Source organism: Endoryza foliicola (assembly GCF_050589245.1).
In the GTDB taxonomy this organism is placed as follows: domain Bacteria; phylum Bacteroidota; class Bacteroidia; order Chitinophagales; family Chitinophagaceae; genus Endoryza; species Endoryza foliicola.
In genome coordinates this window covers 486,607-509,179 of the sequence record NZ_JBOBEW010000001.1, presented here as the reverse complement: position 1 = coordinate 509,179, position 22,573 = coordinate 486,607, and the positions used below count along the sequence as shown (strand labels likewise).

General features: G+C 40.8%; 24 protein-coding genes. 7 read left to right on the top strand and 17 right to left on the bottom strand.

Features of this window, described 5'->3' with window-relative positions:
• The first annotated feature begins 18 nt into the window (after positions 1-18).
• Positions 19-729, top strand: a complete 711-nt coding sequence (mtgA, locus tag ACQ2HE_RS02145; protein WP_430895015.1) for a monofunctional biosynthetic peptidoglycan transglycosylase — start codon at positions 19-21, stop codon at positions 727-729.
• A 121-nt stretch (positions 730-850) separates the two neighbouring features.
• Here the strand turns inward: mtgA and ACQ2HE_RS02140 are convergent, their stop codons facing one another.
• The 5 genes from ACQ2HE_RS02140 to ACQ2HE_RS02120 form a co-directional block, all read right to left on the bottom strand.
• Positions 851-1,402, bottom strand: coding sequence for an AAA family ATPase (locus ACQ2HE_RS02140; RefSeq protein WP_430895016.1), 552 nt, complete (start codon positions 1,400-1,402; stop codon positions 851-853).
• Positions 1,375-1,935 (bottom strand): DNA-3-methyladenine glycosylase I, encoded by a 561-nt coding sequence (locus tag ACQ2HE_RS02135; protein WP_430895017.1) that lies wholly within the window; start codon positions 1,933-1,935, stop codon positions 1,375-1,377. The genes ACQ2HE_RS02140 and ACQ2HE_RS02135 overlap by 28 nt, the downstream gene beginning before the upstream one ends.
• Positions 1,936-1,938: 3 nt before the next feature.
• The gene (pnuC, locus tag ACQ2HE_RS02130; protein WP_430895018.1) at positions 1,939-2,574 is read right to left on the bottom strand and encodes a nicotinamide riboside transporter PnuC; all 636 of its coding nucleotides are present in this window, start codon (positions 2,572-2,574) and stop codon (positions 1,939-1,941) included.
• Between the two features lie 85 nt (positions 2,575-2,659).
• Positions 2,660-4,843, bottom strand: a complete 2,184-nt coding sequence (locus ACQ2HE_RS02125) for a helix-turn-helix domain-containing protein (RefSeq protein ID WP_430895019.1) — start codon at positions 4,841-4,843, stop codon at positions 2,660-2,662.
• Between the two features lie 71 nt (positions 4,844-4,914).
• Positions 4,915-5,274 (bottom strand): single-stranded DNA-binding protein, encoded by a 360-nt coding sequence (locus tag ACQ2HE_RS02120; protein WP_430895020.1) that lies wholly within the window; start codon positions 5,272-5,274, stop codon positions 4,915-4,917.
• A gap of 157 nt (positions 5,275-5,431) precedes the next feature.
• On the opposite strand from ACQ2HE_RS02120, the gene ACQ2HE_RS02115 reads away from it, so the two are divergent.
• Both ACQ2HE_RS02115 and ACQ2HE_RS02110 read left to right on the top strand, forming a co-directional pair.
• Complete coding sequence (locus ACQ2HE_RS02115) at positions 5,432-5,773, top strand: hypothetical protein (RefSeq protein ID WP_430895021.1); 342 nt, start codon at positions 5,432-5,434, stop codon at positions 5,771-5,773.
• Between the two features lie 1,007 nt (positions 5,774-6,780).
• On the top strand, positions 6,781-7,383 hold the full coding sequence (locus tag ACQ2HE_RS02110; RefSeq protein ID WP_430895022.1) for a YdeI/OmpD-associated family protein: 603 nt from the start codon (positions 6,781-6,783) through the stop codon (positions 7,381-7,383).
• A 130-nt stretch (positions 7,384-7,513) separates the two neighbouring features.
• Here the strand turns inward: ACQ2HE_RS02110 and ACQ2HE_RS02105 are convergent, their stop codons facing one another.
• The 3 genes from ACQ2HE_RS02105 to ACQ2HE_RS02095 all read right to left on the bottom strand — a co-directional run bounded on the left by ACQ2HE_RS02105 (position 7,514) and on the right by ACQ2HE_RS02095 (position 10,604).
• Complete coding sequence (locus tag ACQ2HE_RS02105; protein WP_430895023.1) at positions 7,514-8,944, bottom strand: SET domain-containing protein-lysine N-methyltransferase; 1,431 nt, start codon at positions 8,942-8,944, stop codon at positions 7,514-7,516.
• A gap of 66 nt (positions 8,945-9,010) precedes the next feature.
• Entirely contained in the window at positions 9,011-10,090 is a 1,080-nt protein-coding gene (locus ACQ2HE_RS02100; RefSeq protein ID WP_430895024.1) for a D-alanine--D-alanine ligase family protein, read from the bottom strand.
• 16 nt (positions 10,091-10,106) lie between these two features.
• Positions 10,107-10,604 carry an SET domain-containing protein-lysine N-methyltransferase gene (locus tag ACQ2HE_RS02095; RefSeq protein WP_430895025.1) on the bottom strand — a complete coding sequence of 166 codons (498 nt, stop codon included), beginning with the start codon at positions 10,602-10,604 and terminating at the stop codon, positions 10,107-10,109.
• A gap of 181 nt (positions 10,605-10,785) precedes the next feature.
• On the opposite strand from ACQ2HE_RS02095, the gene ACQ2HE_RS02090 reads away from it, so the two are divergent.
• The gene (locus tag ACQ2HE_RS02090; protein WP_430895026.1) at positions 10,786-10,938 is read left to right on the top strand and encodes a hypothetical protein; all 153 of its coding nucleotides are present in this window, start codon (positions 10,786-10,788) and stop codon (positions 10,936-10,938) included.
• A 212-nt stretch (positions 10,939-11,150) separates the two neighbouring features.
• Positions 11,151-12,791: a UxaA family hydrolase gene (locus ACQ2HE_RS02085; protein WP_430895027.1), complete on the top strand. Its 1,641-nt coding sequence runs from the start codon at positions 11,151-11,153 to the stop codon at positions 12,789-12,791.
• On the opposite strand, the gene ACQ2HE_RS02080 is transcribed toward ACQ2HE_RS02085, so the two are convergent.
• The 8 genes from ACQ2HE_RS02080 to ACQ2HE_RS02045 form a co-directional block, all read right to left on the bottom strand.
• Positions 12,788-13,906, bottom strand: a complete 1,119-nt coding sequence (locus ACQ2HE_RS02080; RefSeq protein WP_430895028.1) for a hypothetical protein — start codon at positions 13,904-13,906, stop codon at positions 12,788-12,790. The two genes, ACQ2HE_RS02085 and ACQ2HE_RS02080, sit on opposite strands and share 4 nt — an antisense overlap.
• Positions 13,899-15,491, bottom strand: a complete 1,593-nt coding sequence (locus ACQ2HE_RS02075; RefSeq protein WP_430895029.1) for an FAD-dependent oxidoreductase — start codon at positions 15,489-15,491, stop codon at positions 13,899-13,901. The genes ACQ2HE_RS02080 and ACQ2HE_RS02075 overlap by 8 nt, the downstream gene beginning before the upstream one ends.
• A gap of 3 nt (positions 15,492-15,494) precedes the next feature.
• Positions 15,495-17,021 carry a polyamine aminopropyltransferase gene (locus ACQ2HE_RS02070; protein ID WP_430895030.1) on the bottom strand — a complete coding sequence of 509 codons (1,527 nt, stop codon included), beginning with the start codon at positions 17,019-17,021 and terminating at the stop codon, positions 15,495-15,497.
• A 3-nt stretch (positions 17,022-17,024) separates the two neighbouring features.
• The gene (locus tag ACQ2HE_RS02065) at positions 17,025-17,228 is read right to left on the bottom strand and encodes a DUF350 domain-containing protein (RefSeq protein WP_430895031.1); all 204 of its coding nucleotides are present in this window, start codon (positions 17,226-17,228) and stop codon (positions 17,025-17,027) included.
• 11 nt (positions 17,229-17,239) lie between these two features.
• Positions 17,240-17,389, bottom strand: coding sequence for a hypothetical protein (locus tag ACQ2HE_RS02060; RefSeq protein WP_430895032.1), 150 nt, complete (start codon positions 17,387-17,389; stop codon positions 17,240-17,242).
• Positions 17,382-19,289, bottom strand: coding sequence for a hypothetical protein (locus ACQ2HE_RS02055; RefSeq protein ID WP_430895033.1), 1,908 nt, complete (start codon positions 19,287-19,289; stop codon positions 17,382-17,384). Before ACQ2HE_RS02055 ends, ACQ2HE_RS02060 begins: the two co-directional genes overlap by 8 nt.
• The gene (locus ACQ2HE_RS02050; protein WP_430895034.1) at positions 19,289-19,639 is read right to left on the bottom strand and encodes an S-adenosylmethionine decarboxylase family protein; all 351 of its coding nucleotides are present in this window, start codon (positions 19,637-19,639) and stop codon (positions 19,289-19,291) included. Before ACQ2HE_RS02050 ends, ACQ2HE_RS02055 begins: the two co-directional genes overlap by 1 nt.
• An 86-nt stretch (positions 19,640-19,725) precedes the next feature.
• Positions 19,726-20,625, bottom strand: coding sequence for a DUF1684 domain-containing protein (locus ACQ2HE_RS02045; RefSeq protein WP_430895035.1), 900 nt, complete (start codon positions 20,623-20,625; stop codon positions 19,726-19,728).
• 64 nt (positions 20,626-20,689) lie between these two features.
• On the opposite strand from ACQ2HE_RS02045, the gene ACQ2HE_RS02040 reads away from it, so the two are divergent.
• Together ACQ2HE_RS02040 and ACQ2HE_RS02035 are read left to right on the top strand one after the other, a co-directional pair.
• Complete coding sequence (locus ACQ2HE_RS02040) at positions 20,690-21,328, top strand: TatD family hydrolase (protein ID WP_430895036.1); 639 nt, start codon at positions 20,690-20,692, stop codon at positions 21,326-21,328.
• A gap of 1 nt (position 21,329) precedes the next feature.
• Positions 21,330-22,061, top strand: a complete 732-nt coding sequence (locus ACQ2HE_RS02035; protein WP_430895038.1) for a tRNA threonylcarbamoyladenosine dehydratase — start codon at positions 21,330-21,332, stop codon at positions 22,059-22,061.
• On the opposite strand, the gene ACQ2HE_RS02030 is transcribed toward ACQ2HE_RS02035, so the two are convergent.
• Positions 22,058-22,531 (bottom strand): hypothetical protein, encoded by a 474-nt coding sequence (locus ACQ2HE_RS02030; protein WP_430895039.1) that lies wholly within the window; start codon positions 22,529-22,531, stop codon positions 22,058-22,060. The two genes, ACQ2HE_RS02035 and ACQ2HE_RS02030, sit on opposite strands and share 4 nt — an antisense overlap.
• Positions 22,532-22,573 lie beyond the last annotated feature (42 nt).

Here is a 22,573-nt window from a genome sequence, read left to right as displayed (position 1 = left end):
AGAAAACCGACTAAACCCATGTTCGCAAAAGCAAAAGAAATTCTATCAAAACTCTGGAGGGTTACCAAAAAGGTTTTCATTTTCTTACTCATTTTTCACTTAGTATATATTGTTGTATTAAAATGGGTTGATCCCCCAATCACTATTACTCAGTTGGTGAGCTTGGTAACAGGCGATGGACTGAAGCGCGATTATGTGGATTATGATGAAATGAGCAAGTATGCAAAGCTTGCCGTTATTTCTTCAGAAGATCAACTATTTCCGGATCATAGTGGGTTTGATTGGAAGAGCATCGAAAAAGCCCAACAATACAATAAGAAAAAGCCCAACAGAATACGCGGGGCCTCTACCATTAGCCAACAGGTGGCAAAGAATGTTTTTCTTTGGCAGGGGCGAAGTTGGTTTCGGAAAGGCCTGGAAGTGTACCTCACTTTTATGATTGAAACCATTTGGGGTAAAAAGCGAATTCTGGAAATGTATTTGAATGTAATTGAAATGGGTCAGGGGGTTTATGGGATTGAAGCAGCTTCGCAGTTCTATTTTAAGAAACCGGCTTCGAAATTAAGTCGATCCGAGGCAGCAATCATTGCGGCTTGTTTACCCAATCCGGTAAGGTTTACGGTTAAGCCGATGTCGAGATTTGTTGCTCGAAAGTACCCTTGGATCATGGTACAAATGGGAAACCTGGAATCAGATGAGGATATAAGGAAGCTAATTGATGCAAAATAGCGTTTCAAGAAGTGGGTCTTTAATAATTTTGAAATTGCCCCAAAAAACCTATTTTTTTCGATTTTTGCCCCAAAACTGGCCAAAACCGAGTAAAAAGAGCTCAATTCTACCTAAAATCGCCTTATTTCAAACTATCAATTGCTTCAATTGCTGCCTGTAAACGTTCTTCGCCGGTTCCGCTAATAAGGGTCCAAGGAGTATCTTGATTGATTAAAATATCTTTATAAATGTTGAAGAGCTTGGCCCTTGTTTCTAGGTCCGGATATTCTCTAAGTTCGTCTTTCACCCAAGGAAGATCAATATTACATAGTAGATATAGGTCGTATTTTCTAGAAACAATGTTATCGAGAATAAAGCTATGGCAGTTGTTAAAGACAAACTCAGCCCACACTTTCATTACGTACATATCGGTATCAACGATAAGCAGGTCTTGATTTTTTGATACATTGGAACGGACTTGTTCCACCGCCTCGTCTTCGCCTCGAAGCTGACCTTTGGCGATGGTGAGCAAATCGTCGAATGAATAATTCATCCCGTTTTTTAGGAGGTACTCACGTGCGAACTCTTTTACCCAAATGGTATTGAAATGGTTGGCGAGTTGATCGCACAGCGTGCTTTTGCCCGTGCTTTCCGGACCAATGATCACTATTTTTTTCGGTTGAGTTGCTTCCATGCAGGTTGGTGCTTCAATACGGTTTTGTAAACAGGACAGTCTTCACTATGGGCACCGGGAAGATATCCGGTGCTCATTAAAAACTCATTGACGATTTCCCCACCTGTAAAACGAAAGGTTTTCTTAAAAAGTTTGGTCCACTCCTCTTTTGTTAAGGGATGGTTCTGATTCAACCAGTTTTTAAAAGAACCAAACTCTTTCTGTAGCGATTCGATTACTTGTGCATTGTGAATGGCGGCGTGGACCTTAAGTCGGTTTCTAATAATACCTTCATCACTCAACAATCGTTCGATATCTTTTTCTTTATAACGCGCAACCTTTTTTATTTCGAAGGAAGAGTACGCTTTTCGAAAATGGTGTTCTTTTTTGAGAATAGTAGTCCAACTTAATCCGGCTTGATTGATTTCTAGAATAAGTCTGCAAAATAATTCATCGTCGGTTTCAATAGGGAACCCGTAGAGATGGTCGTGATAATGCTTATGAAGGTCTTTAGTTGGACCATCCATGGTTGCAATAGCTTTGCAATAAGACATAGGTTAAGTGCTGCTTTTGATGTTTTCGATTGCTTTTCTTCTCCATTCCATAAGACCACTAAACGCCAGCAGCAACAATATTACATAATATGCACTGGTGAGCGCGTAATGTTTTACAAAATATAATGGGATGGAAAAAATATTGGTTAAAATCCACCAGTACCAGGACTCAACTTTTTTCTTGGCCATTAGCCACATTCCGGTGAATGCGCTGGCACTTGCAATGGAGTCGGCCCAAGGTATTGTATCGGCCGCAAAGCCTTTTTTAACTAAACTTAAAATACTGAAAAGGCTAACCAAGAAGAACGAGAAGAATCCTAATTGATACACTATCTCTTTTTTATTAGAGTATGCTATAGGCGTCTGTGGTTTATTGTCTTCTTTTTTCAAAGCCCACAACCACCAACCATAAATGCTAACAATGGTATAGTAAAAGTTCACGGCAGCTTCTCCAAATAGTGCACCTTTAGCAGAAAGGAAGATGTAGATAATGGTATTGATCAAACCAACAGGATAAACCAAGATGTTCTCTTTTTTACTGAACCAAACGCTTGCTATTCCTGCAATAACACCGATCCACTCAAGCGGTTTAGCGTTTTGTAGTTGAGTGAGAAGTTCAGAAAAGAATTGTGACAACATCTGACGAAGATACTAAAATACAAAAGCATATACATGATCTTGCTTGTGCATTAGAGATGATTGCTAGCGATGCCTGTGATATGGCTTAATCTTCGGTTGGAAACTTTTTGTGATACTTAAGATGGTTAATTACGATCCTCAGTTCGGTGAATTCAATGTCTTTGCCTAGTGCCTCTCTGTATTCTGTTAGGGATTGGGGGCCGAGTTTTAATATTTCTTCTTCTAATTGTTTGAGTTTTTTCGAATCGATGAGCTTATCGGCATCAAGGTCTCCGTTCAGCACAAATGCGGCGAGATGTCCTTGAATAGTGGAAGTAGCCAACCCGCGTAATTCGGCTATGGCTGCTATTGAAGAACCATTCTTAAAGAAATTCAATGTTTCTAGCTGTGAAGATCCAATGGCGTTTTTCTTTTTTACTTGAATTACGGGTAACTCTTCTCTCTTAAAGAGTGGGCCTATTGCGGGTAATCCAATTTGGTCGAAAGAGCTGTTTTGGAGTTGTGATAATTTACCCCAGAAAATGGTCTCGGTATCGAGTAAAAATTTCACATAGGTCTTTTGCTTTAGATCAGTTGATGCTTGAAGCGCTTCTTTATGAAGGGGAAGAATCAATTCGTTGTGAAGATTTTCAGCAAACCATTTCAAACCTTTTGAAACCCTGTCGTGCAAAACAGCGTTTGTGGGGCCATCTTTGAGTAGCCTTGATTTTAACTCTTCGGAAAATTTATCTGCGACATCGGCTTGATTGTTGGCTGTAGTTATCAAGCTGTTGCAAAAGCTCATTACGAGTTCTTTGCTTTGAATAGTTTTTGAGTCGCAGTTTTTTTTCAAAGAATGAAGTGCCTGAACAAGGGGTTTCCACTCGAAGAGTTTGACTAACTGAATATTGGCATGGTATTGAGCTTCTTGTTTCAAGAGCATTTCCAATTCAGGAATGGCCTCTTCGGAAGCCATGAAGGCGTTTACTTCTTTATTGGTGCTAATGGCACCGGGGGTTATTTTCGAAAGCAACGTAATTCCATCGAGCGTTGTACAACGGCTGAGTGCTACATAAACTTGGCCGGGCGAAAAAGATTGTGCAGCATCAATCACAACTTTATCGAAGGTAAGACCTTGGCTTTTGTGAATGGTGATGCCCCAGGCCAATCGAATTGGATATTGAGAAAACGAACCGAGTTCTTCTTCTTCTATTGCATTGTCCTCTTTATTTAAAACATAGCGGATGTTTCTCCAGGTTTCTTTTTCAAGTTTGAATTCCGAGTCATCATCGATACCTTTTACAAAAATTTCTTTTTCATTGATTTTTGTAATGATGGCTCTTTTACCGTTAAAGTATCGTCTGCTTTCGCCCACATCATTTTTGATGAACATAATATGAGCGCCTTCTTTCAGCTCGAGTTCCATTTCTGTTGGAAGCGCGTTCTCATTGAACTCTTTACTGATAGTGCCTTTGAAGTAAAAACTTTTTGAGTTTAGTTTCGCGAGTCCGGCGGCATTCAGGGCATCTGCTTTTCTATTATGGGTAGTAAGAGTGATGCAGTCGTCCGGAATATGATAATTGGTATTGGTTCTGCTTTCGAGTTTTTGCCAATTTGCTGCTGTCATAGTGTTATTTCTTACATTATTAAGCAGGTTGATAAAATCCTCTTCTTTTTGACGGTATATTTTTTTTAGTTCAATACAAAGCGGAGGGTTGTCTCGCAGCACTTGAGATTGAAAGAAAAAGGGCCCACTGTAATATTCTTGCAGATATGTCCATTCTTCTTGTTGTACAACGGGCGGGAGCTGGTGAAGGTCGCCTATGAACAACACTTGTAAACCACCGAAGGGTAGTCGGGGGTTTTTGCGGACGTATCTAAGAATGGTGTCGATAGCGTCGAGCGTATCGGCGCGAAGCATACTCACTTCATCTATGATGAGTAGTTCTAATTCTTGGAGTAGTTCTCTTTTGTGTTGAATGAATTTTATTTTTTCGATAAGGCTGTGTTTGTCTACAATACCTTGTTCAGTAAACCCTGCTTTGGTTCCGGGGATGAAGGGACCGAAGGGTAGTTGAAAAAGAGAGTGTAGGGTAACACCTCCGGCATTAATTGCTGCTACTCCGGTAGGTGCAGCGACAACTGTATTTTTCACAGCCGATTCTACAATGTGTTTCAGGAAGGTTGTTTTACCGGTTCCTGCTTTACCTGTAAGAAAGATCGATCGGTTTGTGTTTTTCACAAACGAAGCGGCTAATTCGAAAGGGGTATTGATAGAATCGTAATGCATAAAATGGGGCGGTGAAGATAAATCAAAACAGTGGTATGGGATAGAGATACCGGGATAAACCCGGTATCAATTTAGGCTGCAATGGGTTCTTTTTTCGGTTTAGGGCTTAACACAAGAAAGCCGCTTGCTTCAATTTCGGCCCTTGTTCTTTTAACGCCGTCTTTGTCTACATACGTATTGTAGATCAACTTTCCTTCGACGTAGATTTCGGCTCCTTTCTTGAGGTATTTTTCTGCTGTTTCGGCAGATTTGCCCCAGATGTTAACGGAATGCCACTGTGTGTCTTCTTTTTTCACACCGTCTTTTGTAACATATTGATCGTTTGTGGCGATGTTCAGTTTTGCCAATTTGCGATCATTGTTAATGATTTTGATTTCAGGATCTTGACCAAGGTGGCCAATCAATTGGATTCTGTTTTTGAATTCGTACATGGCTATTATTTTTTGAGTGAAAGGCAAAGCGAACAACTTTGCCTCTTAATGAAGGCAAAGGTGAAGTTGTAAGATTCTCGGATCTGTTTTTTATACGCTTATATTCGCATGTAAACGTATATAACAGTAAAATACAACCGAATTAAATTATTTTTGTATGGAAACGAAGCAGTGTAAGTGGTGTGGATCTATTGTGAAGGGCAGAACGGACAAAAAGTTTTGCAATGATTATTGCAGAAGTGCTTTTCACTATAAACAGAAGGATGAAAAGCCGGAGATAATGAAACGGATTATTCGGCAGCTGGAGCGTAATTGGGTGTTGCTAGGTCATTGGAAGAAGAGGGGTCTTCAATCTGTTGACATAAAAGCCGCAAGAATGCAGGGTTTTGTGGAGGACTGTTATACAGGAATGGAAACCAAGAATGGAAAGAGGTGCAAGTTGGTTTTTGATAGGGCGTTTGTTTGTGAGAAGGGCGGGGGGGTGATTAGGGGAATATGAGGTAGGAGCGAGGAGACGAGGAAACGATGAACGAGGAGGAGAGGAGAAGGAAGAGGAGGAGGAACAGGGGGAAGACAGGAACGAGGAGAAGAGGAACGAGGAAGAGAGGAGAAGTAAGAAGGAGAATATAGGAGAGAGTAAACGAGGAGAAAGAAGAGGGGGAGGTGCAGGGGGGAAGACAGGAACGAGGAGAAGAGGAACGAGGAAGAGAGGAGAAGTAAGAAGGAGAATATAGGAGAGAGTAAACGAGGAGAAAGAAGAGGGGGAGGTGCAGGGGGGAAGACAGGAACGAGGAGAAGAGGAACGAGGAAGAGAGGAGAAGTAAGAAGGAGAATATAGGAGAGAGTAAACGAGGAGAAAGAAGAGGGGGAGGTGCAGGGGGGAAGACAGGAACGAGGAGAAGAGGAACGAGGAAGAGAGGAGAAGTAAGAAGGAGAATATAGGAGAGAGTAAACGAGGAGAAAGAAGAGGGGGAGGTGCAGGGGGGAAGACAGGAACGAGGAGAAGAGGAACGAGGAAGAGAGGAGAAGTAAGAAGGAGAATATAGGAGAGAGTAAACGAGGAGAAAGAAGAGGGGGAGGTGCAGGGGGGAAGACAGGAACGAGGAGAAGAGGAACGAGGAAGAGAGGAGAAGTAAGAAGGAGAATATAGGAGAGAGTAAACGAGGAGAAAGAAGAGGGGGAGGTGCAGGGGGGAAGACAGGAACGAGGAGAAGAGGAACGAGGAAGAGAGGAGAAGTAAGAAGGAGAATATAGGAGAGAGTAAACGAGGAGAAAGAAGAGGGGGAGGTGCAGGGGGGAAGACAGGAACGAGGAGAAGAGGAACGAGGAAGAGAGGAGAAGTAAGAAGGAGAATATAGGAGAGAGTAAACGAGGAGAAAGAAGAGGGGGAGGAACAGGGGGAAAACAGGAGCGAGGAGAAGAAGAGGCGAGGAGTGTGGGGAGGGGGGTGAAGGAAAGAACAGGAGAATACTGAATCGTTTTGGTAATTTGTATCAAAATTTTGCCATGATTGATACGGTTGACGGATATCTGAAAGACGGGTGTATGCGCTGTAAGTATGGTGCGACGCCGGATTGCAAGGTTAACTTGTGGAGGCCGGTTTTAGTTGAGTTAAGAAAGATAGTGGTAAGGTCGGGATTGTTAGAAGAAGTAAAATGGGGTGTTCCTTGTTATACCGATAATGGAAAGAACATCCTTCTGTTGAGTGCTTTTAAAGAATACGCTTGCATCAGTTTTATGAAAGGCTCGATGCTGCTTGACCCCGCAAAAAAATTGATTCAGCAAGGTGTTAATACGCAAGAAGCAAGAATAATAAAGTATTATAAATCATCGGAGGTAAAAGAGGATCGCGAAATAATATTGAAACTCATACAAGATGCTGTTGAGATTGAGCGTTCGGGACGAAAGTTGGAAAAACCCAAAGCCACAAATGAACTGCCCGAACCGCTTTTGCATGCATTTGAGAAAGATGTTCTATTCAAAGAGGCTTTTTATAAACTTAGCCCTAGTAAACAAAGAGGATATCTTATTGGATTATCGAGTGCAAAGCAAACGAGCACTTTATTAAATCGAATTGAAAAGCTTCGAATAGAAATTACTGCACAATAGAAAAAAGGAGCTGAGCCTAGTCGAACTTTAGAAATGAATCGAGCTTCGATCAGCGGGCTGCGATATTCGAAATGCTGCTACTTGAGATATGATTTATTAGATTGAGACTGAATGATAGCAGACAGTGTTCTTATTTTAGTTGTCGCACTTTAATTTCTCGGTCTGTAATTGAGTTTTGTTTGGTACCGCTGATAAGACCTCGGCATGAAGTAGTTCCGCAGCGGCATACAAAAGACTCCATGTGTTCATCAAGGAACACAGCGTAATCGAGTGTGAGTTCTTCGCCTTTTTTGATATCACGAAGCGCAATTACATTCAGTCCGTCGCAAACGGTATTAGCTTCACAACTATGGTTTTGAGGAGCCCAACCGGAGGGGTCGTCATCCCATAACAAGAACACTTCGTTGCTTACCGGCCAAGCGTAACGGCGGAAGATCTCTTTTTCGTTTTCGTTCCAATTTGCTTCCACGTGGCGACGCGTAGCAATTCGCTGGCTTCGTTCTTCACCGGCAAAAACCACTTCGCTTTTCGCAATGTTTTGATTGGCGTAGATGCCGTAACCGGCGATGGAATTTCCTCGAACAACAAACTTGCGTTGTTTCTTTTTATGACGGGCAATTCCTTCTGCAATGATGTGTTTAAGGAAGCCTTCCTGGCCAATTCCATCAAATTTTAGAATAAAATCTGCAGAACCCTCCATCCCGTCTTTATAAAAAACAGAGCAGGTGAAGTTTATTTCAAGAAAGAATATTTTGCCTTTATCATTTACTCGGAAATCGAGACGCGCATAACCAATTCCACCAAATCCTTTGAAGATGCGCTCAGCATATTCCCGTAGTTCTTTTTCTAATATAGGATCGTCGCAAGGAAAGTTACAATCAGGATGAAGCTCCGAAGTTTTGAGGGCATAGGTTTTAAAGGCACGGCCTTCGGGAAACTTATACTCTACAGGTTTGAATGTTTTGCAAGTATTGTCTCCATTGGCGGCAACAAGTACGGTGAATTCTCTACCAGCGATGTATTCTTCAACCAGAAGAGGTCCGTATTCTTCCAGAATATCGGCCACTTTTTTTCTAAGCTCTTCTTCGTTTTGAACGAGAGAGTGCTCGTCTACTCCCAAACTATCACCCGCTTTGGCCGGTTTCACGAAAAGCGGGAATTCAAGGTATTTGAGGCATTGAGGGATATCGTCTTCCGATTCTACCAACACAAATTGAGGCGTAGGCACGCCCTCGCAATAAGCTACATATTTCATTAGCTCTTTGGTGGGGTCGTAAAGTTTCGACGAAGGTCCTGTATGCGGGAGGTTGAGAAGTTCAAACGTATGAATAACGTCTATTGAAGGCACTTCCCATTCGAGGTATCCTTCACAGAGGTTTACAAAAATGTCGTAATTCTTTTTGCTTAGTTCTTTTAGTTGACGGTAGGTTGTAAGCTTGTTGAGGAAAACATGGTCAACTTGATCGTTCGGTAATAGAGGCGCCAGATCTCTCGGGGGATCATAATTTTTATAATCCACACCTGTTGTTGAATAATCAGGCTGAAGTACACATACTCTCATATTTGAACGCGACGATGGTTGATTAGTAAGGTATATTCAAATGTAATAGATAATTCAATAAAAAGATCAAATCTTCTTATTAATAGCATCTTTTATTATGGTTTCAATTAAAGAGGTAAAGCTTGCATTTGATACTCTAAGAATGGCTCCGATAGAAGTAAAGTCTTCGTCTTCACTTAATCCGCATTGCGCGTTTACTTCAAGAACATATAGATTGCCTGTTTCGGTATCCATTCGAATATCTAATCTACCGTAACCGGTACCTTTTACCGAACAATAGGCTTTCAAAGTAAGGTCTTTCAAGGCTTTTGCGAGTGCCGGTTCTACTGAGATATAGTTGTAGAAGTTTTCTTCATTTGGCATTGGGGTTTCGTCTTCATAAATTTCCCAAAGTCGATCGAAAGATAGAAAGCGTTCATTTTCAGGAAGGGAGGGATGAAACACCCGTTCAACGGGTTCGTAAACTGTACACTCTTCAGGGTTGGTATAGGAGCCAACAATAAAGGTGGTAAACTCTTTCCCTTTGATGAATTGTTCTACGAAGAGTCCACCGGTATTCAGTTGCCAACCCCGGTAACCGGAATTGAGTTCGTTTACGCGATCAATGAGTTCTTGTTTTGATTCAACCACATTCTTTACAGAAACGCCCATGCTACCACCTGAAATAGCCGGTTTTATAATAAAAGGGGTTTCTATTTGATCACAAATGGTTTCTAAAGAATGGGATGTTTCGTCAACGATACCCCATTTGGGAGTTTCAACCATGGCTTGGTCGAACGCTTTTTTCATCGGAATTTTTGAAGTAGTGATGTCGTAGAAATAAGCGTTAGAGCCGGTGTATTGAATTTGATGCTTTTCAAGTTCGTGAATGACAGAGATACCGGGTGTGCCGTTTACTTCATCTCCATCACAAAGGTTAATGACCAAGGGCTTTTTAGGTTGACTTTTCTCCTTGATTTCATTTATAGTGCCAGGGATATTATTGATGGTTATGGGCTGCCATTGCCATGGTGTATTAAGTTCGGAGAATACTTTTTCGTATTCTTTCAAACTTTGAGAGAAATCGTAGTAGTACTGAAGATTGGGGTCTTCTGTTTCCAGGTGTGGTACGAGTACCCAAAGCGCATAGTCATCAAAAGCCTTCATGAACCAGTTTTGCTGTTTATACCTTTTGTAGGATTTGCTCCTGTATAAAATTCGTTAAACGATAGTGTTGTAGAATTTCATTGGAAAGGTAGGCTGCACCTTGAATCAACTGAAGGCATTCGGGTTTACCGCATTGACAAACAAAGGGTTGGTCCATTTTCCATTCAGTTGAAGGATAGAAGAAAGTGATTTCTTCGCCTGCTTCAATGGTGTCTAATGCGATCAATTCCATGGTATCGGTATTGAAGAATGCATTCGGTTTGCAGCTATGATTAATATATTGAAGATGGCTGGGTTGCAACGTTATGTGCGTATGCTCACCAACCTGAACCGTTAGATAATTGGGTGTTGAAAGGGTTTCGCCGGCATAAAAGGGGCTGATAACATCACCCGAATTAAACTTTTGAGTTGCATTTAATTGCTGTTGACCTGTAGTTCTATTCTTAAGAACAACAGCGTAGGGAGCCGTGAAAACCACGTCTGTATTGAATTGTGAAAGATTGTTGTTTGCCATTTCTTAAGGATTAGTGTTAAAGTACTTTAAAGATAGTTATATATGTTTATTGAAAGTGTTATTTAAGAATATTATATAAATAGTGTTTATAAACTATCATTAATTGTGAACTTTTATTACAATCTATCAGTGGTTCAAAGCATATAAAATCGCTGTTTAGAGCAATCAATAGGTTCAATTGATGAATAGTAATGTAGATGAATGGATGAGTGATCTTTTTAATAGAAGTGGAATCTCAAAATTCATAATAGGGCATGAAAAGGCGACATTGAAAAGCAGATCGTGCATTGGCTTGATGGTTGGGCGTCAGTACTCGGCAATGGTTAGTGGGTAGCAATTATTACTGTGTAAATCATCATTTTAAAAATGATTAAATTCTTTGGTGTCCAACAAGCGTTTCTTTTTAATTTTTTAATTTTCTAAAATTCGCTCCTGACCTGAATTTTGCAAGATTTTCATTCGAAAAAGAAAAGACTAAATTGTAAATTGCGCAAAGCATTTCCTTTCGTTGCAATCATCAACCTATAAACAGCAAGGGCACGTTATATGAAAAAGAGCGTATTGAAAGTTCACCCTAAAGACAATGTTATTGTTGCACTCAGTACTCTTGAAAAAGGCAGTACCATTGAATTTGAGGGTAAAACATACCTTATTCAAGAAACCATACCGCCCAAGCATAAGTTTTATGAGGAAGATATGAAACCCGGCGATTCGGTATATATGTATGGGGTTTTGGTAGGAAAGATACAGGTACCTGTAAAAAGCGGTTCCTTGATGACCACTGAGAACTTAAAGCACGCGGCAGATCCATTCAACTACAAAAATTCTAATTATACCTGGACCGGTCCGGATGTAAGTGCGTATAAAAACAGAACTTTTAATGGGTACCACCGCGCCGATGGCCGAGTAGGAACAGCCAACTACTGGCTTTTCATTCCAACGGTTTTCTGCGAGAATAGAAATCTCGATGTTATAAAAGAAGCACTTCACAATGAATTGGGATATGCCGTTACGGGAAAGTATAAGTCGTATACCCATCATTTGCTGCAGGCTTATATGAAAGGAGAAGACATTTCAAATTTCAATTTGTTACCATCGGATGCCCCCGCAGTTAACCGACCGTTTAAAAATGTGGATGGGATAAAATTTCTGAATCATCAAGGTGGCTGCGGTGGCACTCGCCAGGACTCGGAAGTTTTGGGCTCCCTTTTGGCGGCCTATGCCGACCATCCAAATGTTGGAGGTATCACTGTTTTGAGCTTGGGCTGCCAGCACTTGCAGACCAACCACTTTTTAAAACAAGTAAAAGACCGCAATCCTCATTTCAATAAACCGATATACATATTTGAACAACAACAAAGCCAAAGCGAAGAGCAATTGATTGCCGATGCAATCAGAAAAACATTTGAAGGATTGGTTAAGATCAACCAACAGGAACGCAAACCTGCGGGATTGGAGCATCTCTGTATTGGAGTAAAGTGTGGCGGTAGTGATGGATTTAGCGGTATTTCCGCGAACCCGGCAGTGGGTTATTGTGCAGACATGGTAGTAGCGCTGGGCGGTAAGGTGTTATTGGCAGAATTTCCGGAACTCTGTGGTGTAGAACAAGAATTGATTGATCGATCTGTTTCAAAAGAGGTTGCAGAAAAGTTCATTCATTTGATGACCACCTACAATAACCAAGCTTTAAGTGTGGGCTCGGGTTTTCATATGAATCCATCACCGGGAAATATTAAAGATGGATTGATTACAGACGCTATCAAGAGCGCCGGAGCAGCAAAGAAAGGGGGCACGGCACCGGTAGCGGATTGTTTGGATTATACAGAGCCAGCAACGAAACCAGGACTAAGCTTGGTTTGTACGCCGGGCAACGACGTAGAAGCAACAACCGGTAAAGCCGCAAGCGGCGCAACACTCATTCTTTTTACAACAGGTTTGGGAACCCCTACAGGAAACCCTGTTTGTCCTACTATTAAAGTTGCCACCAATACTCCATTGGCAACCCGAATGAAAGATATTATTGATATTGATTGTGGTCCAATAGTAGCGGGAGAAAAAACGATCGAAGAGATGGGGACCGATATATTGGAATATTGTATTAAAGCTGCCAGCGGCGAAATCATTCCGAAAGCGGTTCAGTTGTTACAAGACGACTTTATCCCTTGGAAGCGAGGCGTATCGCTTTAATTATTTGCAGTGGATTCAACTGTTTCACTTTTCCATTTGAATTCTTCAGACCGAATTCTCCAAATGAAACCATCTAATATGTAATGGGTGATTTGGGGAACGGCAAGAAACGGAATTAACAATCGTAAAGTGGCATCAGAAAATGCCGGAAGATTCCATTGAAATACGGGAAAGACTGTTGCTCTTTCTTTCCAAACCAAACCATCCCACAGCCCCTCTTCTATAAAAGCAAATAGTATCAGCAAGGCAATCAAAAGGAGCCAACCGTATTGACTGAAGATCAGTTTTAAGAATGACCCCGACTTTGATTCTGTTCCGTATTTCTTCTTACCATAAATCCATACCAGCGCTACGTAAGGAATTCCATGGCTAACCACATTTAATAAGGTGAAAGCCATATCTCCATTGAAATATACAATTCCTATAAACCAGGATAATCCTGTTCCGCTAATGATCAAGAATTTTGGCCAATTGAAAATTGCAGGGTCTTTTTTGATTCTTTCCAAAACCAGAATCGAGAGATAGATTGTTATGGATATAACGTACAATAAATTAAGTACAGTAAGAATTGCGCCGGCATTGAAATAGAGGAAATCGTTTTCTACAAACCAATTGAAATTTCGGGGTCCGGATAAATGCCAATATAGAAGCGGGTAGATTGTTAACCAATAAATGAAGAAGGTTTCAAAATTGCGCACCCATTTTTTAATTGGATCTCTGCGGCTATAGATTCGAAGAAACCCATATTGTTGTCGAACAAAATGGAAAACTGCTGTATATGCCAGCACTCTCCAAAATAAAAGGCTTGAAAAACTGTAAAGCAGCACACCAATAGTAAATGCAATTACCGGAATAGCAATAAGTAGGGTACTCTGCTCTTTCAGAGCCTGCTTATCGAAATAGGTTCGAAAGAGCGTGCTGTAAACGTGTCCCACATCAATCAATAGAATGAGCACCACCCATGCGGCTTCGGGAAGTTGATCGTTGTTTTGAAAGAAAGCAGGAAACAGCGCGATAATAGCAATACTCAGAAAAGGCGGTAATAAAATGAAGAGGAATTCTATCCAAGGAAACCCCAACCAAGGTTGTTTGTTAACTGCGCTATTATTACCCATTCAAACAATTTTTAGCTGCATTCAAGCCTTGATAGAAGGCTTCTTCAAAAATACTAATACCCGCCAGATCTGTATGTGCGAAATGTATTCGAGGGTCCGGGCTTTTTGCAAGGCTACCAAGTACCGGTCCATGTACCAGCCCCGGTTTGGGTTTTACCATGGCATGCCCCCACAATAGAATTTCGATGGAGATGATGTTTGATTCAAAATTTGGATACACTCTTTTCATTTCTTGTAGCACTAATTCTTTCCAATTTTCAATGGGAGTTTCGTATGCTTTCTGTCTTTGTGCTTTGGCGTCTTTTTCGCTAAGTGGAATGTAAAGTGTAAAGTTGTGCTCGCTTATTTTTTGATTGAGCAACTGATGTGTTGCATTGACGTACCCCAACGACAGACTGCCATAGCACACATTGTCCCATGATAGTGGAGCACCGCTTATTTCGAGCGGGGTACTGCAGTTGATGTTTGCCACCAACCAAGGAACGTATTCAAAATGAGTTTTGACCAATGCTGCCCGTTCTTTATGCTCCCATATTCTGTTTGTAATGAACTGTGGGGTTGCGATGATGAGTTGTTTACAAAGAAATCCGGTGCTCTCATTGTTAATTGGATTCAAGACAGAAATCTTAATTCCTGCTTCTACCGGTTGTACTTCGGTGACCAAGGCGTTTGTTCTTATTTGGTCCTTGATTTTCTCGCGCAGTTTCTTTACCAAGAAACCATTTCCTTCAGGCCAGGTGATGACATCATCTGATTTTACATTTGCGCCTTTTCCTTTTCTTGCTGCGAAATAGTGTAAGCCAATCCATGCGCTGCATTCATAAATTGACGTGCCAAAATCATCGCGTGTGCAATAGTTGATATAATTTTCTAAATGAGAATTGAAAAAGGATTGTTGCTTTAACCACTCGATCATGGTGATCTGATCAAGTTTCAACCACTCTTCATCCTTACTAGAGTTGGCTATCGGAATGTCGAAGACCCACTTACCATCCGAGCCCTTTTTTTCTTTTAATACCTCCATTAATTTCAGAAAGGAGGCGACCTTGGATTCGTCTTCTGTTAAAAGTCCAAACTTTGGTACCAACCCTTCTTGCCATTTCCCGTTGATGAAAAGTCGCTCTTGAGAATCGAAGCAAATGTATTCCTCTTTGTAGATGGGTAATTGGTTTTCATCGTATCCTTGAACGATTCCTTCTTCTTCAAGAAATTGAAGGTATTCTATGAGATGATTATTGGGAATGGGAATATAGTGCGCCCCCCATGGATATTCAGATGTTTTATTGGATCCGAAAGCCGCATTTCCTCCAACTTCTTTATCGAGCTCGAGAAGTAAAAACTGTTTTTGGTTTTTATGAAGTTCACGCCCGGCAACCAAACCTGAAATGCCACCGCCAATGATGATGGTGTCGACTTCTGTGAATGTGGTTGGATTTGCTTTGACCCCTTCTCTTATTAGATGCCCAACTTTGCTGTTAGCACCTACCATTGAAACTTTAATAGGCAATTTTGTACTGCAGCTTTCTAGTAAAAAACCGGCAGAAGATAGTAGTGAAGCGGCTTGTATAAAAGAACGACGGTTCATAAACTAGGGCTCCAAAAATTTCGACCATTCTTCTTCAAAATAAGTGACCAAGGCTTGATTGTTCAATCTGTTTATTTCGAGTTTTGCGGTGGTCTTCATGTCTTCGGGAAAAACAAAGAGGTCGTTGATCGTTTCTTTGTTTAAAAATCTTAATGGAGTTGGTAGTTGAGAGAACCAATTGAAATTGCTTGACTTCATCGCCATGATGTATCCCCATTCTCCAAAAGACGGAACATAGTTGTGGTATGCTTTTGTTTGCAGTCCAACGGATCGAAGGGTTTGGTCTACACACCAGAAGCTTTTCGGTGCCACATAGGGTGAAGTACTTTGAATCACCACCAATCCTTTTTCGTCCAAACTTTTATAGAGTGTGTTATAAAACGCACTGCTGTATAATTTTCCGATTGAATAATTGGAGGGGTCCGGAAAATCGACAATGATTGCATTGAAAACTTGGCTGTTCTTGCGGAGCCATATATAGGCGTCGGCATTGACGATGGTTAGCTTTTTGTTCTTAAGCGACTCGTGGTTTAGTGACATCAGCATGCTTTGGCTGCTGAAAAGTTCTGTCATTTTAGGATCTAGATCAACCAGTGTGATTTTTTCAACATCGGGGTATTTGAGAATTTCACGCACGGCCAAACCATCGCCGCCCCCCAAAACCAATATGTTTTTTCTTGAAGGAAGCGAAGACAAAGCCGGGTGAACGAGGGCTTCATGATAGCGGTATTCGTCTGCGGAACTAAACTGCAGGTTGCCGTTCAGAAAGAGTCGGGTTTCTTTTTTATTTTTTGTGATTACAATTCTTTGATAGGGGGTAGAGGTTGCATAAACCACTTGGTCATTGAAGGTCAGCGTTTCGCTATAGTTCATGATTTTATCTGCATAAGCGAAACATATAGCACTAGAGAGCAGAAGAATGATGGCTGCAGAGTGCAAAGGTTTTGTGTTTCGGAGTTCTTCCTTGAACTTAAAAACCAGGTACCAGCCTACACCGATATTTAAAATACCAAAGAATAAAGAAGTGCGAATGATGCCTAAATGTGGAACTAATAGCAATGGGAAAATAATGGACGCTAAGAGAGCACCAATATAATCGAAACTGAAAACCCGGCTGATCAATTCTTTGAACTCGAGACGGTTTTCCAAAATCCGCATTAGCAATGGAATCTCTACTCCAACAAGAATACCGGTAATTCCAACTAGTGCATACAATACTATTCGGAAGGATTCTGCAACCGGAAAGAGCAGAAAAAGCAGAATGGAGCTAAAGCCGCCCACCATTCCAACCAATAGTTCGGTTTTTACAAACCAACGAAGCAAGTTGCCCTTAAAAAATTTCGATAAGTAAGAGCCAATTCCCATTGAGAAAAGATAGACCCCAATGATGGTACTAAACTGTGTAACGCTATCGCCAAGAAGGTAACTCGCTAATGTGCCTGCTACTAGTTCATAAATAAGTCCGCAAGTAGCAATCACGAAGACTGCTAGCAGTAGGATCCATTCTTCTTTCTTTTCTCTTGCGCTCATGATTTAGTGAATGGCGGATGCAATGATCAGAGCAACGGAAAGCATGAAGAATCCGAAGAAAATAGCAAGTGCCGTGTTTTTGTTTTCAATGATTTCTTTTCGCAGGTTGTGTTTTGGTGTCAGTATTTCTAAAATAAAAAAAGAAACCACCAAAATAGCAATGCCTAAGAAAGCATAGATGATTGAATTTACAAATGCAGAACTCATAGTTAGTTGATTTATTTGTGATAGCCGGGTCCGCTTGCAGACCATTTTTCCTGTGAAGCACTATTAAAATATACTCGGCCGGTTAGTTCGTAAAACAGAAAAATTGCCAGTACTATTAAATAGGCGATGATTGGTATTTTAAGAATTTTTAATTTATTCATTTGTTGGAAATTTAGAATCGTAAAACGGACTATTGGTCCAACGTGATTTTTCCACTTGAAAACGAATGACGCCGAGAACTATTGACAGTATTACAATAAAGATAAGCGTGTGAATCAGGTTTTTTGAGCCGGCAACATCATAAGTGGCTTTTACAGATATGCGTTCAACCGGAATTAATTTAAAACTCTCTCTTACGCCTTCTACTGAAACAATGTATTTTCCGGAGGGAATTCCCGTGAGAAATCCTGATTCCGATTTAGAACCTTCACTCCAGCTTTCACCACCATCGTATCCTGAATAGTATTCGACCCCTTGTTCCATACTGTATTCTTTTCCTGAAATAATATCGGTGAGTATTACAGAAACACTGGTCCATGTATTATCAACGGGGGCGCTCACATCAAATTTAATGTTTGAGATAGACCTTGTTAGCTCCACCGTATCAAGAGTGGTGCTGAAAGTGTTTGTGCTGTCTTTAAAATAGAAGCTTTGATTGAAAAGCTCCTTGTTCTGTTTGCCTTTGTCTAAAGCAAGATGGGCAACCAGCACTAAAACAACCGCCATAAGCGTGGTGATTATCAGCTCAAGAAAAGTATACTTAAAAACCGGCTTGAGTGGGTGTATTTCTATTGAACTACTTGGTAGCTCAATATTTGCATTGTTGAGTGCTTTTGATACCTGTTTTCTTGAATAATACTCTGCTTTAAACCAAAAGACGCCTTCTCTGGTGTCTTTGTCTTTGATCCACATAAATGGCGGCGCAATGTATTCTTTAGAAAAGAAAGAATTGTTGTTGAAGGCATTGTAAGCGAATACGCCGCTACCGCTGTCTACTCTTGATTCATAACTATTGTATAATTCGAATTCAGCATCTTCATATTTAAAGAAGTCGAATTCTTCATAAATCAAGACCGGATGATTTCCTTGTTCTTTGGCAAATGTGAATTGACCATTGTATTCATTAAGGTAGGCGAATCCGTAGTTTGGATGGAATAAAGTGAATTCATTCCACTTATAGCCGCTGCTGCGTTCGGCTTTACTTAAGTAACCAACAACTGTATAGGATATACCCTTGTGATTGAAACTGCTACCAATTGGTATGTATGGTTCAGTTTCGTTTTTAAGAATTTTCTGTTCGGCAAATCTGAAATTTGCTTTTGCCGAATAAGGGTGTTGGCATTTGTTACAGATGGTGCTTTGTGTATAAGGATAGAGTGGTAGTGCTATTTGGTTATTGCAGTTTGAGCAGCCAAATGAAAAGCTCGAATTTTTAAATGGTCTTAGGTTTTCAAAGCGGAGCTCATCAAAATCCATGTACTCTGTTACATATGGATACTTTTGAAATCCATCTCCCTCAAAGATTGTATAATGCGTACCCGATTCGGTTGAAAAGCTGCAATCAAGCAGTGCTTTGAAAGAATCAATGCAAAAAGCTTCTCCCTCAACCTTTATTGAGAATAGGCTGTTTTTTTGCTCAAGTGAAAGTACGGGCCCTTGGTCCCATAAAACATATCCACTGTCGATCTTTAAATTATGTAGCGACTCGTTGGTTTGAAAGTCAATGTTTTTTGCGGTAAGAAAACTATAGATTCCGTATGCTTCCCCCAATAACTTCGATGTGCCGTCTGAACATTCAAGGGTCCAGTAATTAAAAACACCTTCTTCATAAAAAAACTGAACCCTTCCAAGTACGGTGAATTCATGTTCTTTCCAAGCGCCTTTAGTGCCTACTTGAATCACACTTACAGGATCTTTTATTGAATCTAGCTTTATTTTAGATTGTAATGCGCTTTGACTTACAACCGCACCGCAGCTGCAAGTCTTTAAATTAGTGTCTATCCGCTTGAATTGAACCAGCGTTTTGCAGGAGGGGCATTCAATGAGTTTTCCCTGGTTCATTAGCGTACGATTTCTTGTTGGTGAAGAATGGTTGCTTCAAGTTTTTCAACTATAGAATTGAAAATGGAACGTACAACTCCATCATTAACTCTTTGGAAGTTGCTTAGATATATGTCGATGTTCAAAAGTTGATGCTCAGGCCAAGAGTGAGCCGAGAGATGGCTTTCACTTAAACAAACAATGGCCGTAAATCCGCCAGGATCAAATTGATGGTAAACCTCTCCTAGGTTCTGAAGTTGGTGAAATGTGATTTGTTGGTCGATTACTGTTTTTAGGTAATCGGCCTTCTCCAGATAGTTTAGGTTGGAGCACTGAAGGCTTGCGATAAGGTGTAGTCCCGGTTTGTACAATGATCGAAAATTGTAAAAATGAAATTAATAATTAAAGGCGAATGATCATCATCATTCGCCTAATTTATTCGATCGATTGTTGATTTTTAATGTGATGCTTTGTAGGGATGAACTGTTTTTTCGCCGGCGTTTACTGCAAAGGGTAATATGTTTTGTTTCGGAGGAAGCGGACATGTTGCGAAATCAGAGAAAGCACAAGGCGGGTTGAAGGCTTTGTTGAAATCTACGATCACCACTCCTGCAGCTGTGGGCTTGTTTACATACATGAATCTGCCTGCGGGATAGGTATCCACACCACTTGTTGCGTCTCCAAAAATGATGAACAATTCATTGCCACCCTCATCAATTGCATCGAGCTTGTATTGTTTGCCCTGCCAGGTGAATACAAGTTTACCGGGAGAAGGCTGAAGCGTGGTTTGACCCAATACGTTTGTAATCGGAATTTTCTTTCCATAAGAAGGCTCGAAACTGGCGGTTATCTTCCACTGTAAATCAGGAGCAAATCGAGGGATTTCGTTGTAATAGTTTAAAGCCGGGCTCCTTGTATCACGAAAACGAACACCAATTTTATCTTCTCTTTTAATAATGGTGAACCGAAACTGACCCAAAACCAGAGTTGGGTTATTGCTTGAGTCGGGATTGAAGATCTCTTTTTTAAGAATGGGGACACCCTTAGAGTCGGTGGCCACCACTTCATCGGCACTGATCCATTCTACACTATACCCCGTTCTTTTGAATGTGCCTGCTAAGCTTGGAAAATATGGATGATTGAAAACCAATTTATTTGAGGAGTCGCTGCCAAAAGTATTTCGTCCTTCTTCTAACCAAAACAAACCCGCGAGATTGATCCAGCCTGTTGGCGCTTTCAAATCGGATAATCTTTTGGCCTGCCATGTTTCAATTTCAATATTGTAATGATCGTTGGATTGAGCAAAGCCAATGAATGTAAATAACAAGAAAGAAAGCAAGAATAGAACTCGACTCATTTTATAGACAATTATAGTATAAAGGTACGATTTTTCTTATTCGAGCGGGGCTTTGTACATTCGCATGATGGATCTTAACAATTTATATGATGTTCATTGCCACAGCCCAAAGGTGGGTGTTAAGTCCATTGTGAATTACTATGAGGGTTTTTCAACGATGCAAGGGGCTCCTTATGTTTCTGCCGGCATTCATCCTTGGTATCCTGATAAAACAAGCTTACAAGAACTGGAATCGATTCTTTCCAAAAAGGAACTTATTGCCATTGGCGAATGCGGGCTCGACAAGGTTTGCAGCACCGATTGGGAGCTCCAACTAGATCTCTTTAAATCTCAGATAGTGTTGGCGGATCGATATGGCAAGCCCCTGATCATTCATTGTGTTCGCGCTTGGAGTGAATTGATCGCTTCATTGAAAGGAGTGCGTGTTCCGGTAGTGATCCATGGTTTCAATAAAGGTGTTGAATTAGCAAAAGCGCTATTAGCAGAAGGTTATTATATAAGTATTGGATTGACGGCCTTGAAACCTGGAATGGAAGAGTTGATAAAAGCGATTCCGGTGGAGAAGATGTTTTGCGAAACGGACGATAGAGCCGAATCGGTAGTAGAGGTGTATAAAGCAATCGCTGCAATTAAAGAAATTGATTTGAATTCCTTTGCTTTGCAGGTTCAAAAAAACGTATTGAAGGTTTTTGAAATAGAATAGTATGACAACTGATTTTTCTTGGTTATCGAGAACGAAATTATTAATTGGAGAAGAGGCGTTGATTAAGTTGGCCAATACACATGTATTGGTGGTTGGCTTGGGTGGAGTAGGTTCTTTTGCTGCAGAGTTTATTGCCAGAAGTGGAGTAGGAAGAATGACGATCATTGATGGCGATGTAGTGGATCCTTCCAATAGAAATAGACAGTTGCCCGCTTTGGCAACCAATCATGGAGTATCGAAGGCAGAAATTATGTGTGAACGATTGAAAGCCATCAATCCTGAATTAGAATTGGAGACCATCAAGGAGTTTGTTACCCCGGAACGCGTATTGGAGCAATTGAAAGGAAAGCCCGATTATGTTATCGATGCCATTGATAGTATAACGCCGAAGGTTACCTTTATTAAGACTGCTGTGGAGATGGGTTTAAAGGTAGTAAGTAGCATGGGTGCAGGTGCGAAACTAGATCCAACCAAGCTTCAAGTAGTAGACATTTCCAAAACCTATAATTGTCCATTTGCCCAACAGGTTAGAAAACTCCTGAAAACACACGGAATTCGTAAAGGAGTAACAGCGGTGTTTTCACCGGAAAAGCATATCAAGGAAAGTTTGATGCTTACAGATGGGAAAAATTACAAGAAATCGGCGTACGGTACCATCTCTTATTTACCTGCAGTTTTTGGAGCTGTTACGGCGAGTGTAGTTATCCACGATGTAATTGGCGCAGAGTATTAGGAGGCCAACAGAACAATCATAGCGTCGTTTTCTGCTAGTGTTGGCCAGAGTAGGTACCACAGAAGTGCATGAAACAAACTTGGGGTATTTGCAAGTTCTCCTTCAAAAAGAGATTTGGGTTTGTGATTCTCAGTAATCAAACCTAGCGAAAGAAATAGTTTTTCATTTTCGTAAATGGCATAGGTGGCAAGTGGTTTGTTTTCAAGTTTTAAAACAAACTGTTTTGAATTGTGGGTGATGAAATAGCTGGAAGACCACCATTTCTTTCCTACAACCTCAAGAACCGTTTCGTCTTTTGAGTTCCGGATTATGGTTTTGTTTAACAGAAATCCTGTTCTTTTAATTTGAAAGGTTTCACCATTTAAACTGAATTCCTGTTTGTTAGCACCTGGGTTGATCTTAAACTCAAGTGTTCCTCCTTGATTCAAGTATAATCCAAATTGATTTGATGTACTCATCGGCTTTTTCATTATGAGTAGACTTCTAGGTGAAAATGTTACCGGAGCCTGTGT

Bases quoted from the DNA above. Each gene is read 5' to 3' on its own strand.
- mtgA (WP_430895015.1), top strand. From the start codon at position 19: ATGTTCGCAAAAGCAAAAGAAATTCTATCAAAACTCTGGAGGGTTACC.
- ACQ2HE_RS02140 (WP_430895016.1), bottom strand. From the start codon at position 1,402: ATGGAAGCAACTCAACCGAAAAAAATAGTGATCATTGGTCCGGAAAGC.
- ACQ2HE_RS02135 (WP_430895017.1), bottom strand. From the start codon at position 1,935: ATGTCTTATTGCAAAGCTATTGCAACCATGGATGGTCCAACTAAAGAC.
- pnuC (WP_430895018.1), bottom strand. From the start codon at position 2,574: ATGTTGTCACAATTCTTTTCTGAACTTCTCACTCAACTACAAAACGCT.
- ACQ2HE_RS02125 (WP_430895019.1), bottom strand. From the start codon at position 4,843: ATGCATTACGATTCTATCAATACCCCTTTCGAATTAGCCGCTTCGTTT.
- ACQ2HE_RS02120 (WP_430895020.1), bottom strand. From the start codon at position 5,274: ATGTACGAATTCAAAAACAGAATCCAATTGATTGGCCACCTTGGTCAA.
- ACQ2HE_RS02115 (WP_430895021.1), top strand. From the start codon at position 5,432: ATGGAAACGAAGCAGTGTAAGTGGTGTGGATCTATTGTGAAGGGCAGA.
- ACQ2HE_RS02110 (WP_430895022.1), top strand. From the start codon at position 6,781: ATGATTGATACGGTTGACGGATATCTGAAAGACGGGTGTATGCGCTGT.
- ACQ2HE_RS02105 (WP_430895023.1), bottom strand. From the start codon at position 8,944: ATGAGAGTATGTGTACTTCAGCCTGATTATTCAACAACAGGTGTGGAT.
- ACQ2HE_RS02100 (WP_430895024.1), bottom strand. From the start codon at position 10,090: ATGAAGGCTTTTGATGACTATGCGCTTTGGGTACTCGTACCACACCTG.
- ACQ2HE_RS02095 (WP_430895025.1), bottom strand. From the start codon at position 10,604: ATGGCAAACAACAATCTTTCACAATTCAATACAGACGTGGTTTTCACG.
- ACQ2HE_RS02090 (WP_430895026.1), top strand. From the start codon at position 10,786: ATGAATAGTAATGTAGATGAATGGATGAGTGATCTTTTTAATAGAAGT.
- ACQ2HE_RS02085 (WP_430895027.1), top strand. From the start codon at position 11,151: ATGAAAAAGAGCGTATTGAAAGTTCACCCTAAAGACAATGTTATTGTT.
- ACQ2HE_RS02080 (WP_430895028.1), bottom strand. From the start codon at position 13,906: ATGGGTAATAATAGCGCAGTTAACAAACAACCTTGGTTGGGGTTTCCT.
- ACQ2HE_RS02075 (WP_430895029.1), bottom strand. From the start codon at position 15,491: ATGAACCGTCGTTCTTTTATACAAGCCGCTTCACTACTATCTTCTGCC.
- ACQ2HE_RS02070 (WP_430895030.1), bottom strand. From the start codon at position 17,021: ATGAGCGCAAGAGAAAAGAAAGAAGAATGGATCCTACTGCTAGCAGTC.
- ACQ2HE_RS02065 (WP_430895031.1), bottom strand. From the start codon at position 17,228: ATGAGTTCTGCATTTGTAAATTCAATCATCTATGCTTTCTTAGGCATT.
- ACQ2HE_RS02060 (WP_430895032.1), bottom strand. From the start codon at position 17,389: ATGAATAAATTAAAAATTCTTAAAATACCAATCATCGCCTATTTAATA.
- ACQ2HE_RS02055 (WP_430895033.1), bottom strand. From the start codon at position 19,289: ATGAACCAGGGAAAACTCATTGAATGCCCCTCCTGCAAAACGCTGGTT.
- ACQ2HE_RS02045 (WP_430895035.1), bottom strand. From the start codon at position 20,625: ATGAGTCGAGTTCTATTCTTGCTTTCTTTCTTGTTATTTACATTCATT.
- ACQ2HE_RS02040 (WP_430895036.1), top strand. From the start codon at position 20,690: ATGATGGATCTTAACAATTTATATGATGTTCATTGCCACAGCCCAAAG.
- ACQ2HE_RS02035 (WP_430895038.1), top strand. From the start codon at position 21,330: ATGACAACTGATTTTTCTTGGTTATCGAGAACGAAATTATTAATTGGA.
- ACQ2HE_RS02030 (WP_430895039.1), bottom strand. From the start codon at position 22,531: ATGAAAAAGCCGATGAGTACATCAAATCAATTTGGATTATACTTGAAT.